Origin of the sequence: Pseudomonas sp. NPDC089406 (genome assembly GCF_044900265.1) — a bacterium.
GTDB classification, from domain to species: domain Bacteria; phylum Pseudomonadota; class Gammaproteobacteria; order Pseudomonadales; family Pseudomonadaceae; genus Aquipseudomonas; species Aquipseudomonas fakonensis.
The window spans coordinates 34,692-50,992 of record NZ_JBJDNC010000010.1 but is presented as its reverse complement, the minus strand read 5'-3'; the positions used below and the strand labels follow the sequence as shown (position 1 = coordinate 50,992).

The window sequence follows — 16,301 nt, the reverse complement described above, 5'->3', positions numbered from 1 at the left end:
TGTATTGTTGACTAACCTGTGATCTGTCCCAGTACACTTTGCAACTGTTACGGTATTCTGGCCTGGTTGTAGGCCACACAAGAACAACGACCTGTCCGCGCTTCGAGACCACGCCATGACCAACCTGCTGCTGTACCAGCGCATTGCCCAGCAACTGGCCGATGACATCCGCCGTGGTGTCTACCAGCCAGGCGAGCGGGTGCCCTCGGTGCGCAAGATGAGCGCCCAGCTCAATGTCAGCCACGCCACCGTGCTGCAGGCCTACGCCAACCTCGAGGACCAGGGGCTGATCCGCGCCCGCCCTCAGTCGGGCTACTACGTGCATCAGACGCCCGCGCTGACCGCGCAAACCCCGGACATCGCCCGGGTCGAGCGCCCGGGGCTGGTCACCCGCGCCAGCATCATCCAGCAGGTACTCACCGAAGCGCGGCGCGACGGGGTGTTCCCCTTTGGCGCGGCAGTGCCCCATGTCGACTACCTGCCGGTGCGGGCGCTGCACCAGCAACTGGCCAAGGTCACCCGCTTTCACAGCCCGCGCGCGTTCAGCTATATGTTCAGCCCAGGCTTCGAGCCGCTGCGCCGGCAGATCGCCATCCGCATGCGCGATGCCGGTGTGCTGGTGGACCCGCGCGAGGTGGTGGTCACCCATGGCTGCGTCGATGCCCTGCAGATGGCCCTGCGCGTGCTCACCCGCCCGGGCGACCTGATTGCCGCCGAGTCGCCGACCTACTATGGGTTGCTGCAACTGGCCGACCTGCTCGGCTTGAAGGTCATCGAGATCCCCAGCGACCCGTCCACCGGCATCAGCCTGGAGGCGTTGCAACTGGCGGCCAACCAGTGGTCGATCAAGGCCCTGGTGCTGACCGCGCGGCTGAGCAACCCGCTGGGTGGCACCATCCCTGAAGAGCGGCAGAAGCAGCTGCTGCGCCTGGCCTCGGACTTCGACATCCAGATCGTCGAGGACGATATCTACGGCGAGCTGATGTTCGAGCAGGGCCGCACCAAGGCGCTCAAGGCCTACGACCGGCTTGACCGGGTAATTTACTGCTCGAGCTTCTCCAAGACGTTATCGCCGGGGGTGCGGGTAGGCTGGATGATCGCCGGTCGCTACCAGGACGAGATCCAGCGCCTGCAGACCTTCACCACCCATTCGGCCTGCAGTGTCACGCAGATGGCCGTGGCGGCGTACCTGGAAAACGGCGGTTACGATCGCCACCTGCGTTACATCCGCCAGGAGTACCGCAAGAACCTCAGTGCCTACCAGCTGGCGGTGCAGCAGCACTTCCCCGAAGGCACCCAGATGACCCGCCCGACTGGCGGCTTCATCCTGTGGATCAGCCTGCCTGGGCGGGTGAACACCCAAGAGCTGCATGTGCGCGCGCTGGAGCAGGGCATCAGCATCGCACCGGGGCTGATCTTCAGTAACACCGAGCAGTTCAACCACTGTATTCGGCTCAACTGCGGCATTCCCTGGAGCAAAGAGGCCGAACGCGCGGTGATCACCCTTGGCTTGCTGGCCCAGCAATTGTGCAGGGAGTCGACAGTCTCACTTTTGTAGGCTTGTCAGAAAGGCGGGGAACAGGGAGCATACGCGTCTTTAGACTCTGCCGCGGTTGCCATGAAAGCGTTACGTCCCCTGATCCTTGCCCTGTGTTTTGCAATGCCAGCCTTGCCCTTTGGGCAGGCAGTGGCAGCCGAGCCTGCGGCCAAGGTGCAGGCCAAGCCCGCAGCCAAGGCGCAAGGCAAGCCTGCCGCGAAGGCGCCGACCAAAGCCAAGCCAAAAGCCCAGGCCAAGGCCAAACCCAAGGCCAAGCCGGCAAGCAAGGCGGTCGCCAAGCCCTTGCCCAAGGCCAAGCTCGACCTGAGCCTGCCCAAGGGCATGGTCAACAAGCTCGAGCCGGATGTCGGCGATGCGCCGGTGGTACGCAAGCCACTGCTGCCGTCGATGTTCCCCGCCAAGCCCGAGTCCGACAGCAGCCCGTTCCAGCTCAACGGGCGGCTGATCAGCAACGAGATGCAGCTGCAGATGCGCAACGACAGCCGTCGTGATGTGGAAGGCGCAGCCATCGATTTCGAATTTCGCAACTGACTGCCGGGTCACCGACGATTTCATCTGCCTGGCAATTTCAAACATATGTTTGAGCGGTTAGTATCCAGGGACGTTCGTCCCGTTCTGCTTCTGGGAGTCCTGTTTTCATGAATTGCCGCGAGGGCTGTGGTGCCTGCTGCATCGCCCCGTCCATCAGTTCGCCGATCCCTGGCATGCCGCAGGGCAAGCCGGCCGGTGAACGCTGCCTGCAGCTCGATGTCGACAACCTGTGCATGCTGTTCGGCAAGCCCGAACGGCCCAAGGTGTGCGGGGGCTTCAAGGCTGAGGTGGAGGTGTGTGGCAATGACAGGGACGAAGCCATCCGGATCATTGGTTGGCTGGAGCAGATGACGGCGGCGTGACAGGTTGGATCTTCGACAAAAGGAACAAGATGATGAGATCGATCAAGCGTATCGCCCTGCTGTGTGGCCTGGGTGTGGTGCTGGCGCCGAGCGCCTGGGCCGAAAACTGGCAGGTGGCCAAGGACGAGGAGGGCATCAAGGTTTCCTTGAGCGAAGTGGCCGGCTCCAAGTACAAGGCGTACCGTGGCGTGACGGTGATCAAGGCGCCGTTGGCCAAGGTCAAGGCGCTGCAAGAGGATGTGGCCGGCGCTTGCGCCTGGGTGCACGAGTGCAAGTCGCAAAAGCTGCTCAAGCACGAAGGTGACCAGAGCTGGACCTACACCCAGTTCAACACGCCGTGGCCGGTGACCCCGAGGGATTCGGTGCTGCGCGTGACCACCGTGCAGGAAGCCGACGGCAGCGTGACCCGCACCTTGAAAGAAGAGCCGACCTACCTGCCGGAAGAGAAGGGCTTTGTGCGGGTTGCCCAGGTCGAGGGTTTCTGGAAGCTGGTGCCCAAGGGTGATAGCACCGAAGTCACTTACCAGGTGCACACCGAGCCGGGTGGCAGCGTGCCGTCGTGGCTGGCCAACAAGTTTGTGGTGGATGCGCCGTTCAATACCCTGAAGAGCTTGCGCGAGCGGGCTGAAAAGAACTGAGATTGACACGCAGCCTGTACCGGCCTCTTCGCGGGTAAACCCGCTCCCACAGGTGCGGTGTGTGGCTTGATGCTGTGCGGTCCTTGTGGGAGCGGGTTCACCCGCGAAGAGGTCGGCGCAGGATGAACACAAAAAAAGGCTGCCCGAGGGCAGCCTTTTTGCGTTCGGCCTCAGGGCTTACTTGCGGTCTTTCAGCTCGACGATGTCGCGCTGTTGTTCGCCGGTGTACAGCTGGCGCGGGCGGCCGATCTTGTACGGGCCGGAGAGCATTTCCTTCCAGTGCGAGATCCAGCCCACGGTACGTGCCAGGGCGAAGATCACGGTGAACATGCTGGTCGGGATGCCGATGGCTTTCAGGATGATGCCCGAGTAGAAGTCGACGTTCGGGTACAGCGAGCGCTCGATGAAGTACGGATCGGTGAGGGCGATCTCTTCGAGGCGCATGGCCAGTTCCAGCTGCGGGTCGTTCTTGATGCCCAGCTCGCCGAGCACTTCGTCGCAGGTCTGCTTCATCACGGTGGCGCGCGGGTCGCGGTTCTTGTACACGCGGTGACCGAAGCCCATGAGCTTGAACGGGTCGTTCTTGTCCTTGGCCTTGGCGATGTACTTGTCGATGTTCGACACGTCACCGATTTCATCGAGCATGGTCAGAACGGCTTCGTTCGCACCGCCGTGGGCCGGGCCCCACAGTGCGGCGATGCCGGCAGCGATACAGGCGAACGGGTTGGCACCCGAAGAGCCCGCCAGGCGCACGGTGGAGGTGGAGGCGTTCTGCTCGTGGTCGGCATGGAGGATGAAGATCCGGTCCATGGCCTTGGCCAGCGTCGGGCTGATCGGTTTGATCTCGCACGGGGTGTTGAACATCATGTGCAGGAAGTTCTCCGCGTACGACAGGTCGTTGCGCGGGTACATCATGGGCTGGCCCATGGAGTACTTGTAGACCATCGCCGCCAGGGTCGGCATTTTCGCGACCAGGCGAACCGCGGAAATTTCGCGGTGCTGCGGGTTATTGATGTCCAGCGAGTCGTGGTAGAACGCCGACAGGGCGCCAACCACACCGCACATCACCGCCATCGGGTGAGCGTCGCGGCGGAAACCGTTGAAGAAGGACTTCAGCTGCTCGTGAACCATGGTGTGGTTTTTCACGGTGCTGACGAACTGGGCCTTCTGCTCGGCATTCGGCAGTTCGCCGTTGAGCAGCAGGTAGCAGGTTTCGAGGTAGTCGGATTTCTCGGCGAGCTGTTCGATCGGGTAGCCGCGGTGCAGCAGGATGCCCTTGTCGCCGTCGATGTAGGTGATCTTCGACTCGCACGAGGCGGTCGCCATGAAGCCTGGGTCAAAAGTGAAATGACCGGATGCCCCCAACCCGCGGACGTCGATTACATCGGGACCAACGGTGCCGGTTAAAATGGGCAGCTCTACGGGGGCATTGCCCTCGATGACCAACTGCGCTTTTTTGTCAGCCATGTGGCCTCCTATTAATGCTTGAAATCATCAGACAGACCCCCCACGCAGGGCCCGCACCACTATAGAGGGATAAAAACGAATGTCAATTTGCCTAAAGGCTGGTTGAAACACCGCCTCAAGGCTGATTTTTCAAGAAATTGTCGCCCGTTTACGCCTTTTGTTCACTAAAGGCAATGCGCTATTCGGGCTATCCCCTTGCGTTGTCATGAGCAACCTAACTGTCTATACTCGGCAGCCGACTCCCAGAGGCTTTCTTGCCTGACCCGCTGGGTGTCGTCGCTCTCCTGGGTGGTGGGTACCTGACCAGTACACTTACCAACAACTTTGCCCTGTTCGCTAGGGGCTCTTCAGTGTGAAAAAAGCCGTGAAAAGCCAACGACCTGTAAACCTAGACCTAAGGACCATCAAACTCCCGATCACCGCATACACGTCCATTCTTCACCGCGTTTCCGGCGTCATCCTGTTCCTCGGCCTTGCCATCATGCTTTATGCACTGGGCAAGTCGCTGGGTTCCGAGGAAGGCTTTGCCGAGGTGAAGGCGTGTCTGACCAGTCCGCTGGCCAAACTGGTGACCTGGGGCCTGCTGTCCGGCCTGCTGTACCACCTCGTCGCAGGTGTGCGCCACCTGATCATGGACATGGGTGTCGGTGAGACGCTGGAAGGCGGCAAGCTGGGCTCGAAAATCGTGATCGTCATCTCCGTGGTGCTGATCGTTCTGGCAGGAGTTTGGGTATGGTAACTAACGTCACGAACCTCTCGCGTTCGGGCCTCTATGACTGGATGGCACAGCGCGTGTCGGCGGTCGTTCTCGCGGCTTACTTCATCTTCCTGATCGGCTACCTCGCCGTTCACCCAGGCATCGACTACGCCCAGTGGCATGGTCTGTTCTCCAACAACGCGATGCGGATCTTCAGTCTGCTGGCGCTTGTCGCACTGGGCGCTCACGCCTGGGTCGGCATGTGGACCATCGCCACCGACTACCTGACGCCGATGTCGTTCGGCAAGTCGGCGACTGCGATCCGTTTCCTGTTCCAGGCTGTATGCGGCGTTGCGATGTTCGCGTACTTCGTCTGGGGTGTGCAGATTCTCTGGGGTATCTGATTCATGGCTAACATTCCAACCATTTCGTTCGACGCCATCATCATCGGTGGCGGCGGCGCCGGCATGCGCGCTGCGCTGCAACTGGCTCAAGGCGGCCACAAGACCGCAGTAGTCACCAAGGTGTTCCCGACCCGTTCGCACACCGTATCCGCCCAGGGCGGCATCACCTGCGCCATCGCTTCGGCCGACCCGAACGACGACTGGCGCTGGCACATGTACGACACCGTCAAGGGTTCCGACTACATCGGTGACCAGGACGCTATCGAATACATGTGTCAGGAAGGCCCGGCTGCGGTGTTCGAGCTGGACCACATGGGCCTGCCGTTCTCGCGTACCGAAACCGGCCGCATCTACCAGCGCCCGTTCGGTGGTCAGTCCAAGGACTTCGGTAAAGGTGGTCAGGCTGCCCGTACCTGCGCAGCTTCCGACCGTACCGGTCACGCGCTGCTGCACACCCTGTACCAGGGCAACCTGAAGGCAGGCACCACCTTCCTCAACGAGTACTACGCCGTTGACCTGGTGAAGAACCAGGACGGCGCCTTCGTCGGTGTGATCGCGATCTGCATCGAAACCGGCGAAACCATGTACATCAAGTCCAAGGCCACCGTACTGGCCACTGGCGGTGCCGGCCGTATCTACGCCTCCACCACCAACGCCCTGATCAATACCGGTGACGGTATCGGCATGGCCCTGCGTGCCGGCGTGCCGGTGCAGGACATCGAGATGTGGCAGTTCCACCCGACCGGCATCGCCGGCGCCGGTGTACTGGTCACCGAAGGTTGCCGCGGTGAAGGTGGTTACCTGATCAACGCCCACGGCGAGCGCTTCATGGAGCGTTACGCGCCGAACGCCAAAGACCTGGCCGGCCGCGACGTGGTTGCACGTTCCATGGTCAAAGAGATCATTGCCGGCAACGGCGTGGGCCCGAACAAGGACCACGTACTGCTGAAGCTGGACCACCTGGGTGAGGAAGTGCTGCACAGCCGCCTGCCAGGCATCTGCGAGCTGTCCAAGACCTTCGCCCACGTCGACCCTGTGGTCGCGCCGGTACCGGTCGTGCCGACCTGCCACTACATGATGGGCGGCGTTGCCACCAACATCCACGGCCAGGCCATCACCATGGACGCCGAAGGCAAGGACCACATCATCCCGGGCCTGTTCGCCGTAGGCGAAGTGGCGTGCGTATCGGTTCACGGTGCCAACCGCCTGGGCGGCAATTCGCTGCTCGACCTGGTGGTGTTCGGCCGTGCTGCCGGCCTGCACCTGGAAAAAGCCCTGTCCGACGGCGTGGAATACCGCGACGCCAGCGACACCGATGTCGACGTTGCCCTGAACCGCCTGAACAAGCTCAACGAGCGTACCAGCGGCGAAGACGTTGCCAGCCTCAAGCGCGAGCTGCAAAGCTGCATGCAGAACTACTTCGGTGTGTTCCGTACCGGCGAATACATGCAGAAGGGTATCGAGCAACTGGCCGGCCTGCGTGACCGCATCGCCAACGTCAAGATCAACGACAAGTCCCAGGCCTTCAACACCGCGCGTATCGAAGCGCTGGAGCTGCAGAACCTGCTGGAAGTCGCCGAAGCTACCGCCATTGCGGCCGAAGCCCGTAAAGAGTCCCGCGGCGCCCACGCCCGTGAAGACTTCGAAGACCGTGACGACGAAAACTGGCTGTGCCACACCCTGTACTACCCGGGTGAGAAGCGCGTTGCCAAGCGCGGCGTCAACTTTGCGCCGAAGACAGTTCCTGCCTTCGAACCAAAAGTCCGGACTTACTAAGGGTGGCTGCTATGTTGAAAGTCGAAGTTTATCGCTACAACCCCGACACCGACTCGGCCCCCAAGATGGAGTCGTTCGACGTCGATACCGGCGGCAAGGACCTGATGGTTCTGGACGTGCTGGCACTGATCAAGGAAAAGGACGAGGGCTTCTCGTACCGTCGCTCGTGCCGTGAAGGCGTGTGCGGTTCCGACGGCATGAACATGAACGGCAAGAACGGCCTAGCCTGCATCACCCCGCTGTCGGGCGTGGTCAAGGGCAACAAGCTGGTGCTGCGCCCGCTGCCGGGCCTGCCGGTCATTCGTGACCTGGTCGTCGACATGAGCATCTTCTACAAGCAGTACGAGAAGGTGAAGCCATTCCTGCAGAACGACACGCCGGCTCCGGCCATCGAGCGCCTGCAGTCGCCGGAAGACCGCGACAAGCTGGACGGCCTGTACGAGTGCATCCTGTGCGCTTGCTGCTCGACTTCCTGCCCGTCGTTCTGGTGGAACCCGGACAAGTTCCTGGGCCCCGCTGCCTTGCTGCAGGCCTACCGCTTCCTGGCCGACAGCCGCGACACCAAGACCCAGGAGCGCCTGGCGTCCCTGGATGACCCGTTCAGCGTATTCCGCTGCCGCGGGATCATGAACTGCGTGAACGTCTGCCCGAAGGGTCTGAACCCGACCAAGGCAATCGGCCACGTACGTAACATGCTGCTGCAAAGCGGCACCTGATTCAAAGCGTTGTAACTGCAGCATGCCGAGGTGCGGGTGGTGAGCCCGCACTGAGGTAAAACTCGGGCAAGGGCCCACAAAGCCCGCGCCCATTACCTATGAAGATATGAGACCAGCAGGGGCTTTCCGGGCTGGTACCCGGAAAATCAGCAGGATCCAGGTGGCGTGGTTCAGTCGCTGTGTTCGGACTTTTCCATGTTTTCTATGGCTCTCGCCGATCAGTCCCCTAACCGAGGGTGACCAAGCATGCAAGAAAGCGTGATGCAGCGCATGTGGGAAAGCGCCCACCTTTCAGGTGGTAACGCTGCATATGTGGAAGAGCTCTACGAGCTCTACCTGCACGACCCTAACGCTGTGCCAGAAGAGTGGCGCACCTACTTCCAGAAGTTGCCCGCCGACGGCAGCACCGCTACCGATGTATCGCACTCGACGATCCGCGACCATTTCGTATTGCTGGCAAAGAACCAGCGCCGCGCCCAACCGGTTTCCGCCGGGAGCGTGAGCACAGAACACGAGAAGAAGCAGGTTGAAGTGCTGCGACTGATCCAGGCCTATCGTATGCGCGGCCATCAGGCTGCCAAGCTCGACCCCTTGGGGTTGTGGCAGCGCCCTGCGCCCGTAGACCTGTCGATCAATCACTACGGCTTGACCAATGCCGATCTTGATACGACCTTCCGTGCCGGCGACCTGTTCATCGGCAAAGAGGAGGCGAGCCTACGCGAAATCTTCGAGGCACTCGAGAAGACATATTGTCGCACCATTGGCGCCGAGTTCACCCACATCGTCGATTCCGAGCAGCGCAGCTGGTTCCAGCAGCGTCTCGAAAGCGTCCGTGGCCGCCCTGATTTCTCCACCGACGTGCAGACCCACCTGCTCGAGCGCGTCACGGCCGGTGAGGGCCTGGAGAAGTACCTGGGCACCAAGTACCCGGGCACCAAGCGTTTCGGCCTGGAGGGTGGCGAAAGCCTGATCCCGATGCTGGACGAAATGATCCAGCGCTCCGGCTCCTACGGCACCAAGGAAGTGGTCATCGGCATGGCCCACCGTGGCCGCCTGAACGTGCTCGTCAACACCTTCGGCAAGAACCCGCGCGAGCTGTTCGACGAGTTCGAAGGCAAGAAGATGAACGAGCTGGGCTCCGGTGACGTGAAGTATCACCAGGGCTTCTCCTCGAACGTGATGACCCCGGGCGGCGAAGTCCACCTGGCCATGGCGTTCAACCCTTCCCACCTGGAAATCGTCTCGCCAGTGGTGGAAGGCTCGGTTCGCGCCCGTCAGGACCGCCGCAACGACACCGTTGGCGACAAGGTGCTGCCGATCTCGATCCACGGCGACGCTGCGTTCGCCGGCCAGGGCGTGGTCATGGAAACCTTCCAGATGTCGCAGACCCGCGGTTTCAAGACCGGCGGTACTGTGCACATCGTGATCAACAACCAGGTTGGCTTCACCATCAGCAACCCGCTGGACGCGCGCTCCACCGAGTACGCCACCGACGTTGCCAAGATGATCCAGGCGCCGATCCTGCACGTGAACGGCGACGACCCTGAAGCGGTACTGTTCGTCACTCAGCTGGCCATCGATTACCGCATGCAGTTCAAGCGTGACGTGGTCATCGACCTGGTCTGCTACCGTCGTCGCGGCCACAACGAGGCCGACGAGCCGAACGGCACCCAGCCTTTGATGTACCAGCAGATCACCAAGCAGCGCACCACCCGCGAGTTGTACGCCGACGCGCTGATCCAGGCTGGCCGCATCGATGCCGAGCGCGCCCAGGCCAAGATCGACGAGTACCGCAACGCGCTGGACAACGGCCTGCACGTGGTCAAGAGCCTGGTCAAGGAGCCGAACCGCGAGCTGTTCGTCGACTGGCGTCCGTACCTGGGCCACGCCTGGACCGCGCGTCACGACACCCGCTTCGACCTCAAGACCCTGCAAGAGCTGTCGGCCAAGCTGCTGGAACTGCCGGAAGGCTTCGTCGTGCAGCGTCAGGTGGCGAAGATCTACGAAGACCGTCAGAAGATGCAGGCCGGTGGCTTGCCGATCAACTGGGGTTATGCAGAGACCATGGCCTACGCCACCCTGCAGTTCGAAGGTCACCCGATCCGCATGACCGGCCAGGACATCGGCCGTGGCACCTTCTCGCACCGTCACGCGGTGCTGCACAACCAGAAGGACGCCAGCACTTACGTACCGCTGAAGAACCTGTTCCCGGGCCAGCCACGTTTCGACCTGTACGACTCGTTCCTGTCGGAAGAGGCGGTACTGGCGTTCGAATACGGCTACTCCACCACCACGCCGAACGCGTTGGTGATCTGGGAAGCCCAGTTCGGCGACTTCGCCAACGGTGCGCAAGTGGTGATCGACCAGTTCATCACCAGCGGCGAGCACAAGTGGGGCCGCCTGTGCGGTCTGACCATGCTGCTGCCACACGGTTATGAAGGGCAGGGCCCAGAGCACTCCTCCGCGCGTCTGGAGCGTTACCTGCAGCTGTGCGCCGAGCACAACATTCAGGTCTGCGTACCGACCACCCCGGCACAGATCTACCACCTGCTGCGCCGTCAGGTCATCCGCCCGCTGCGCAAGCCGCTGGTAGTACTGACTCCAAAGTCGCTGCTGCGCCACAAGCTGGCCATCTCGACCTTGGAAGACCTGGCCGAAGGCTCGTTCCAGACCGTGATCCCGGAAATCGACGCGATCGATCCGGCCAAGGTCGAGCGCCTGGTGCTGTGCAGCGGCAAGGTCTACTACGACCTGCTGGAAAAACGCCGTGCCGAAGGCCGCGAAGACATTGCCATCCTGCGTCTGGAGCAGCTGTATCCGTTCCCTGAGGATGACCTGGTCGAAATCCTGGCCCAGTACACCAACCTCAAAGCTGCGGTGTGGTGCCAGGAAGAACCGATGAACCAGGGCGCCTGGTACAGCAGCCAGCACCACATGCGCCGTATCCTGGGCCGCCACAACAAGGCACTGGTCCTGGAATACGCCGGCCGCGACGCATCCGCCGCGCCAGCCTGTGGTTACGCATCGAAGCACGCCGAACAGCAGGAAAAACTGCTGCAAGACGCCTTCACTGTCTAACGCCTTCGCGCACCTGAAACCGAATTTAAGGAAACACTGATAATGGCTATCGAGATCAAAGCCCCAACCTTCCCGGAATCGGTCGCCGACGGCACCGTTGCCACCTGGCACAAGCAGCCGGGCGACGCCGTCAAGCGTGACGAGCTGATCGTCGACATCGAAACCGACAAGGTCGTCCTGGAAGTCCTGGCCACCGCCGACGGCGTGCTGGGTGCCATCGTCAAGGGCGAGGGCGACACCGTCCTGTCCGACGAAGTGCTGGGTTCGATCGTTGAAGGTGGTGCTGCTGCCGCTGCACCTGCCGCCGCTGCTGCGCCTGCTGCCGCTCCGGCCGCTGCCGCCGCCGACGCTGGCGAAGACGACCCGGTTGCTGCACCTGCTGCCCGCAAGCTGGCCGAAGAAAACGGCATCGACCTGGCTACCGTTGCCGGCACCGGCAAAGGTGGTCGCATCACCAAGGAAGACGTCGTTGCCGCCGTCGCCAACAAGAAGTCGGCCCCGGCCGCCGCTCCTGCTGCCAAACCGGCTGCTGCCGCTGCTGCTGCAGTGGTCGTCGCCGCTGGCGATCGCACCGAGAAGCGCGTGCCGATGACCCGCCTGCGCGCCAAGATCGCCGAGCGTCTGGTCGAAGCCCAGTCGAACATGGCCATGCTGACCACCTTCAACGAAGTCGACATGACCGAAGTCATGGCCCTGCGCTCGAAGTACAAGGACCTGTTCGAGAAGACCCACAACGGCGTGCGCTTGGGCTTCATGTCGTTCTTCGTCAAGGCCGCTACCGAAGCGCTGAAGCGCTACCCGGCAGTCAACGCCTCGATCGACGGCAACGACATCGTCTACCACGGCTTTGCCGACGTCGGCGTCGCTGTTTCCAGCGACCGTGGCCTGGTGGTACCGGTGCTGCGCAACGCCGAATCGATGTCGCTGGCCGAGATCGAGAACGGCATCGCCACCTTCGGCAAGAAGGCCCGTGACGGCAAACTGTCGATCGACGAAATGACCGGCGGCACCTTCACCATCACCAACGGCGGTACCTTCGGTTCGATGATGTCGACCCCGATCGTCAACCCGCCGCAGGCCGCGATTCTGGGCATGCACAACATCATCCAGCGCCCGATGGCCATCAACGGCCAAGTGGTGATCCGCCCGATGATGTACCTGGCGCTGTCCTACGACCACCGCCTGATCGACGGCAAGGAAGCGGTAACCTTCCTGGTGACCATCAAGAACCTGCTGGAAGATCCGTCTCGCCTGCTGCTGGACATCTAATCAAGCAGTCACAAGTTGCAAGCTGCAAGCTTCATGTAGAAGCGTGTAGGCTTGCAGCTTTTGGCTTGTAGCTAGTTGCTGATAAGGAAGCTTTTATGACCCAGAAATTCGACGTAGTGGTGATTGGTGCAGGTCCTGGCGGCTATGTGGCTGCCATCAAGGCCGCCCAACTCGGTCTGAAGACTGCCTGTATCGAGAAGTACACCGACGCTGAGGGCAAGCTGGCCCTGGGCGGCACCTGCCTGAACGTAGGTTGCATTCCGTCCAAGGCGCTGCTGGACAGCTCCTGGAAGTACAAGGAAGCCAAAGAGAGCTTCAACGTCCACGGTATCTCCACTGGCGAAGTGAAGATGGACGTGGCTGCGATGGTTGGCCGCAAGGCCGGCATCGTGAAGAACCTGACCGGCGGTGTTGCCACCCTGTTCAAGGCCAACGGCGTCACTTCGATCCAGGGCCACGGCAAGCTGCTGGCTGGCAAGAAAGTCGAAGTCACCAAGGCTGACGGCACCACCGAAGTCATCGAAGCCGAGAACGTGATTCTCGCTTCCGGCTCGCGCCCGATCGACATTCCGCCGGCTCCGGTCGACCAGAACGTCATCGTCGACTCCACCGGCGCCCTGGAATTCCAGAGCGTGCCGAAGCGCCTGGGCGTGATCGGTGCCGGTGTGATCGGCCTGGAGCTGGGCTCGGTATGGGCTCGCCTGGGTGCTGAAGTTACCGTGCTGGAAGCCCTGGATACCTTCCTGATGGCTGCCGACACCGCCGTGTCGAAAGAAGCCCAGAAGACCCTGACCAAGCAAGGCCTGGACATCAAGCTGGGCGCTCGCGTCACCGGCTCGAAAGTCAACGGCAACGAAGTCGAAGTCACCTACACCAACGCCGAAGGCGAGCAGAAGATCACCTTCGACAAGCTGATCGTCGCGGTCGGCCGTCGCCCGGTGACCACCGACCTGCTGGCTGCCGACAGCGGCGTGACCATCGACGAGCGTGGCTACATCTTCGTCGACGATCACTGCGCCACCAGCGTACCGGGCGTGTTCGCCATCGGTGACGTGGTACGCGGCATGATGCTGGCGCACAAGGCCTCGGAAGAGGGCATCATGGTCGTCGAGCGCATCAAGGGCCACAAGGCCCAGATGAACTACGACCTGATCCCGTCGGTCATCTACACCCACCCGGAAATCGCGTGGGTCGGCAAGACCGAACAGGCGTTGAAAGCCGAAGGCGTTGAGGTTAACGTGGGCACCTTCCCGTTCGCGGCCAGCGGCCGTGCAATGGCAGCCAACGACACCGGCGGTTTCGTCAAGGTCATCGCCGACGCGAAGACCGACCGCGTACTGGGTGTGCACGTGATCGGCCCATCGGCTGCCGAGCTGGTACAGCAAGGCGCGATCGCAATGGAATTCGGCACCAGTGCCGAGGATCTGGGCATGATGGTCTTCAGCCATCCAACCCTGTCCGAAGCGCTGCATGAAGCAGCGCTGGCGGTGAATGGCGGCGCCATTCACGTAGCCAACCGTAAGAAGCGTTAATTATAAGAAACCACGGCGGGCTGCCCGTCGTGAGTCTTGCGTGCATGACTCACCGCGGAACGTCCGCCGGACCGGATCACATGGGATAACCCGGGGTCAACGGTCACAGGTGGTGCGGCGCCAGTAATGGCGCAGCGCCGAAGCGCAGTACCTAACGAAGACGGTAAAAAGCATGAATCTTCACGAGTATCAGGGTAAGCAGCTGTTCGCTGAATACGGCCTGCCAGTTTCCAAGGGTTTCGCAGTCGACACCCCTGAAGCTGCAGCAGAAGCCTGCGACAAGATCGGCGGTTCGGAGTGGGTCGTTAAGGCTCAGGTCCATGCTGGTGGTCGCGGTAAAGCGGGCGGCGTCAAGCTGGTTCGCAGCAAGGAAGACGCCAAGGCGTTCGCTGCACAGTGGCTGGGCAAGAATCTGGTAACCTACCAGACCGACGCCAATGGTCAGCCAGTTTCCAAGATCCTGGTCGAATCCTGCACTGACATCGCCAAAGAGCTGTACCTGGGCGCTGTAGTCGATCGCTCGAGCCGCCGCATCGTGTTCATGGCCTCCACCGAAGGTGGCGTGGACATCGAGAAAGTCGCTCACGACACTCCCGAGAAGATCCTCAAGGCCACCATCGACCCGCTGGTCGGCGCTCAGCCGTTCCAGGGCCGTGAGCTGGCATTCCAGCTGGGTCTGGAAGGCAAGCAAGTACAACAGTTCGCCAAGATCTTCGTAGGCCTGGCCAAGCTGTTCAAGGATCACGACCTGGCCCTGCTGGAAGTGAACCCGCTGGTGATCAAGGCCGACGGCGACCTGCACTGCCTCGATGCCAAGATCAACATCGACGCCAACGCCATGTACCGTCAGCCCAAGCTGAAGACCTTCCACGACCCGTCGCAAGACGACGCCCGTGAAGCTCACGCTGCCAAGTTCGAACTGAACTACGTAGCGCTGGAAGGCAACATCGGCTGCATGGTCAACGGTGCTGGCCTGGCCATGGGTACCATGGACATCGTCAACCTGCACGGCGGCAAGCCAGCCAACTTCCTCGACGTGGGCGGCGGCGCTACCAAAGAACGCGTTACCGAAGCGTTCAAGATCATTCTGTCCGACAGCAATGTCGCGGCCGTACTGGTCAACATCTTCGGCGGCATCGTTCGCTGCGACATGATTGCCGAAGGCATCATCGGCGCCGTGAAAGAAGTCGGCGTTAAAGTACCGGTTGTTGTCCGTCTGGAAGGCAACAACGCCGAACTCGGCGCTAAAGTACTGGCAGAAAGCGGTTTGAACATCATTGCTGCAACCAGCCTGACCGACGCTGCTCAACAAGTTGTCAAAGCTGCGGAGGGCAAGTAATGAGCGTCCTGATCAATAAAGACACCAAAGTCATCTGCCAGGGCTTCACCGGCTCGCAGGGTACCTTCCACTCCGAGCAAGCCATCGCCTACGGCACCAAGATGGTTGGCGGCGTGACCCCAGGCAAAGGTGGCACCACCCACCTGGGCCTGCCGGTGTTCAACACCGTGAAAGAAGCCGTAGAAGCTACCGGCGCTGACGCTTCGGTGATCTACGTTCCGGCTCCTTTCTGCAAGGACTCGATCCTGGAAGCTGCCTTCGGTGGCATCAAGCTGATCGTCTGCATCACCGAAGGTATCCCTACCCTCGACATGCTGGACGCCAAGGTCAAGTGCGACGAGCTGGGCGTTACGCTCATCGGTCCTAACTGCCCAGGTGTCATCACCCCGGGCGAGTGCAAGATCGGCATCATGCCAGGCCACATCCACCTGCCAGGCAAGGTCGGTATCGTGTCGCGTTCCGGCACCCTGACCTACGAAGCTGTCAAGCAGACCACCGACGCCGGCTTCGGCCAGTCGACCTGCGTCGGCATCGGCGGTGACCCGATCCCAGGCTCGAACTTCATCGACATCCTGAAGCTGTTCCAGGAAGACCCGAAGACCGAAGCGATCGTCATGATCGGTGAGATCGGCGGTTCGGCTGAAGAAGAGGCTGCTGCCTACATCAAGGCCAACGTCACCAAGCCGGTGGTTTCGTACATCGCTGGTGTTACCGCCCCAGCGGGCAAGCGCATGGGCCACGCTGGCGCCATCATCTCCGGCGGCAAGGGCACTGCGGACGAGAAGTTCGCCGCCCTGCAGGACGCTGGTGTGAAGACCGTGCGTTCCCTGGCTGACATCGGCAAGGCCCTGGCCGAGCTGACTGGCTGGGAAGCCAAGAAGTAAGTAACACGTAGTACCCCCCACGCAGACAGAGGCCACCCTAGGGTGGCCTT

14 protein-coding genes are annotated in these 16,301 nt (G+C 61.6%); 13 read left to right on the top strand and 1 reads right to left on the bottom strand.

Features of this window, described 5'->3' with window-relative positions; all coding sequences use genetic code 11:
• Positions 1 to 115 precede the first annotated feature (115 nt).
• The 4 genes from ACI2KK_RS09510 (at position 116) to ACI2KK_RS09495 (ending at position 3,089) form a co-directional block, all read left to right on the top strand.
• Positions 116 to 1,558: a PLP-dependent aminotransferase family protein gene (locus tag ACI2KK_RS09510; RefSeq protein WP_217839488.1), complete on the top strand. Its 1,443-nt coding sequence runs from the start codon at positions 116 to 118 to the stop codon at positions 1,556 to 1,558.
• 60 nt (positions 1,559 to 1,618) lie between these two features.
• Positions 1,619 to 2,089, top strand: coding sequence for a hypothetical protein (locus tag ACI2KK_RS09505; protein WP_404668735.1), 471 nt, complete (start codon positions 1,619 to 1,621; stop codon positions 2,087 to 2,089).
• 107 nt (positions 2,090 to 2,196) lie between these two features.
• Positions 2,197 to 2,451 carry a YkgJ family cysteine cluster protein gene (locus ACI2KK_RS09500; RefSeq protein ID WP_217839486.1) on the top strand — a complete coding sequence of 85 codons (255 nt, stop codon included), beginning with the start codon at positions 2,197 to 2,199 and terminating at the stop codon, positions 2,449 to 2,451.
• 32 nt (positions 2,452 to 2,483) lie between these two features.
• Complete coding sequence (locus ACI2KK_RS09495; protein ID WP_369987310.1) at positions 2,484 to 3,089, top strand: START domain-containing protein; 606 nt, start codon at positions 2,484 to 2,486, stop codon at positions 3,087 to 3,089.
• 177 nt (positions 3,090 to 3,266) lie between these two features.
• Here the strand turns inward: ACI2KK_RS09495 and gltA are convergent, their stop codons facing one another.
• Positions 3,267 to 4,556, bottom strand: a complete 1,290-nt coding sequence (gene gltA, locus ACI2KK_RS09490) for a citrate synthase (protein ID WP_217839485.1) — start codon at positions 4,554 to 4,556, stop codon at positions 3,267 to 3,269.
• 352 nt (positions 4,557 to 4,908) lie between these two features.
• Here gltA and sdhC point away from each other — a divergent pair, with 352 nt between their 5' ends.
• The 9 genes from sdhC to sucD all read left to right on the top strand — a co-directional run bounded on the left by sdhC (position 4,909) and on the right by sucD (position 16,251).
• Positions 4,909 to 5,295, top strand: coding sequence for a succinate dehydrogenase, cytochrome b556 subunit (sdhC, locus tag ACI2KK_RS09485; protein WP_217839484.1), 387 nt, complete (start codon positions 4,909 to 4,911; stop codon positions 5,293 to 5,295).
• A complete protein-coding gene (gene sdhD / locus ACI2KK_RS09480; RefSeq protein ID WP_217839483.1) occupies positions 5,289 to 5,657 on the top strand; it encodes a succinate dehydrogenase, hydrophobic membrane anchor protein in 369 nt (122 codons plus the stop codon). The genes sdhC and sdhD overlap by 7 nt, the downstream gene beginning before the upstream one ends.
• 3 nt (positions 5,658 to 5,660) lie before the next feature.
• Complete coding sequence (gene sdhA, locus ACI2KK_RS09475; RefSeq protein ID WP_194790991.1) at positions 5,661 to 7,433, top strand: succinate dehydrogenase flavoprotein subunit; 1,773 nt, start codon at positions 5,661 to 5,663, stop codon at positions 7,431 to 7,433.
• 11 nt (positions 7,434 to 7,444) lie between these two features.
• Positions 7,445 to 8,149 (top strand): succinate dehydrogenase iron-sulfur subunit, encoded by a 705-nt coding sequence (locus ACI2KK_RS09470; protein ID WP_012315348.1) that lies wholly within the window; start codon positions 7,445 to 7,447, stop codon positions 8,147 to 8,149.
• 246 nt (positions 8,150 to 8,395) lie between these two features.
• Positions 8,396 to 11,227 (top strand): 2-oxoglutarate dehydrogenase E1 component, encoded by a 2,832-nt coding sequence (locus ACI2KK_RS09465; RefSeq protein WP_404668734.1) that lies wholly within the window; start codon positions 8,396 to 8,398, stop codon positions 11,225 to 11,227.
• Between the two features lie 42 nt (positions 11,228 to 11,269).
• Complete coding sequence (gene odhB / locus ACI2KK_RS09460; RefSeq protein ID WP_404668733.1) at positions 11,270 to 12,496, top strand: 2-oxoglutarate dehydrogenase complex dihydrolipoyllysine-residue succinyltransferase; 1,227 nt, start codon at positions 11,270 to 11,272, stop codon at positions 12,494 to 12,496.
• 95 nt (positions 12,497 to 12,591) lie between these two features.
• Positions 12,592 to 14,028, top strand: a complete 1,437-nt coding sequence (gene lpdA / locus ACI2KK_RS09455; RefSeq protein ID WP_110739478.1) for a dihydrolipoyl dehydrogenase — start codon at positions 12,592 to 12,594, stop codon at positions 14,026 to 14,028.
• Positions 14,029 to 14,200: 172 nt separating this feature from the next.
• Positions 14,201 to 15,367, top strand: coding sequence for an ADP-forming succinate--CoA ligase subunit beta (sucC, locus tag ACI2KK_RS09450; protein ID WP_023629628.1), 1,167 nt, complete (start codon positions 14,201 to 14,203; stop codon positions 15,365 to 15,367).
• Positions 15,367 to 16,251 carry a succinate--CoA ligase subunit alpha gene (gene sucD, locus ACI2KK_RS09445; protein ID WP_016393102.1) on the top strand — a complete coding sequence of 295 codons (885 nt, stop codon included), beginning with the start codon at positions 15,367 to 15,369 and terminating at the stop codon, positions 16,249 to 16,251. The genes sucC and sucD overlap by 1 nt, the downstream gene beginning before the upstream one ends.
• Positions 16,252 to 16,301: the final 50 nt, after the last annotated feature.

Bases quoted from the DNA above. Each gene is read 5' to 3' on its own strand.
- ACI2KK_RS09510 (WP_217839488.1), top strand. From the start codon at position 116: ATGACCAACCTGCTGCTGTACCAGCGCATTGCCCAGCAACTGGCCGAT.
- ACI2KK_RS09505 (WP_404668735.1), top strand. From the start codon at position 1,619: ATGAAAGCGTTACGTCCCCTGATCCTTGCCCTGTGTTTTGCAATGCCA.
- ACI2KK_RS09500 (WP_217839486.1), top strand. From the start codon at position 2,197: ATGAATTGCCGCGAGGGCTGTGGTGCCTGCTGCATCGCCCCGTCCATC.
- ACI2KK_RS09495 (WP_369987310.1), top strand. From the start codon at position 2,484: ATGAGATCGATCAAGCGTATCGCCCTGCTGTGTGGCCTGGGTGTGGTG.
- gltA (WP_217839485.1), bottom strand. From the start codon at position 4,556: ATGGCTGACAAAAAAGCGCAGTTGGTCATCGAGGGCAATGCCCCCGTA.
- sdhD (WP_217839483.1), top strand. From the start codon at position 5,289: ATGGTAACTAACGTCACGAACCTCTCGCGTTCGGGCCTCTATGACTGG.
- sdhA (WP_194790991.1), top strand. From the start codon at position 5,661: ATGGCTAACATTCCAACCATTTCGTTCGACGCCATCATCATCGGTGGC.
- ACI2KK_RS09470 (WP_012315348.1), top strand. From the start codon at position 7,445: ATGTTGAAAGTCGAAGTTTATCGCTACAACCCCGACACCGACTCGGCC.
- ACI2KK_RS09465 (WP_404668734.1), top strand. From the start codon at position 8,396: ATGCAAGAAAGCGTGATGCAGCGCATGTGGGAAAGCGCCCACCTTTCA.
- odhB (WP_404668733.1), top strand. From the start codon at position 11,270: ATGGCTATCGAGATCAAAGCCCCAACCTTCCCGGAATCGGTCGCCGAC.
- lpdA (WP_110739478.1), top strand. From the start codon at position 12,592: ATGACCCAGAAATTCGACGTAGTGGTGATTGGTGCAGGTCCTGGCGGC.
- sucC (WP_023629628.1), top strand. From the start codon at position 14,201: ATGAATCTTCACGAGTATCAGGGTAAGCAGCTGTTCGCTGAATACGGC.
- sucD (WP_016393102.1), top strand. From the start codon at position 15,367: ATGAGCGTCCTGATCAATAAAGACACCAAAGTCATCTGCCAGGGCTTC.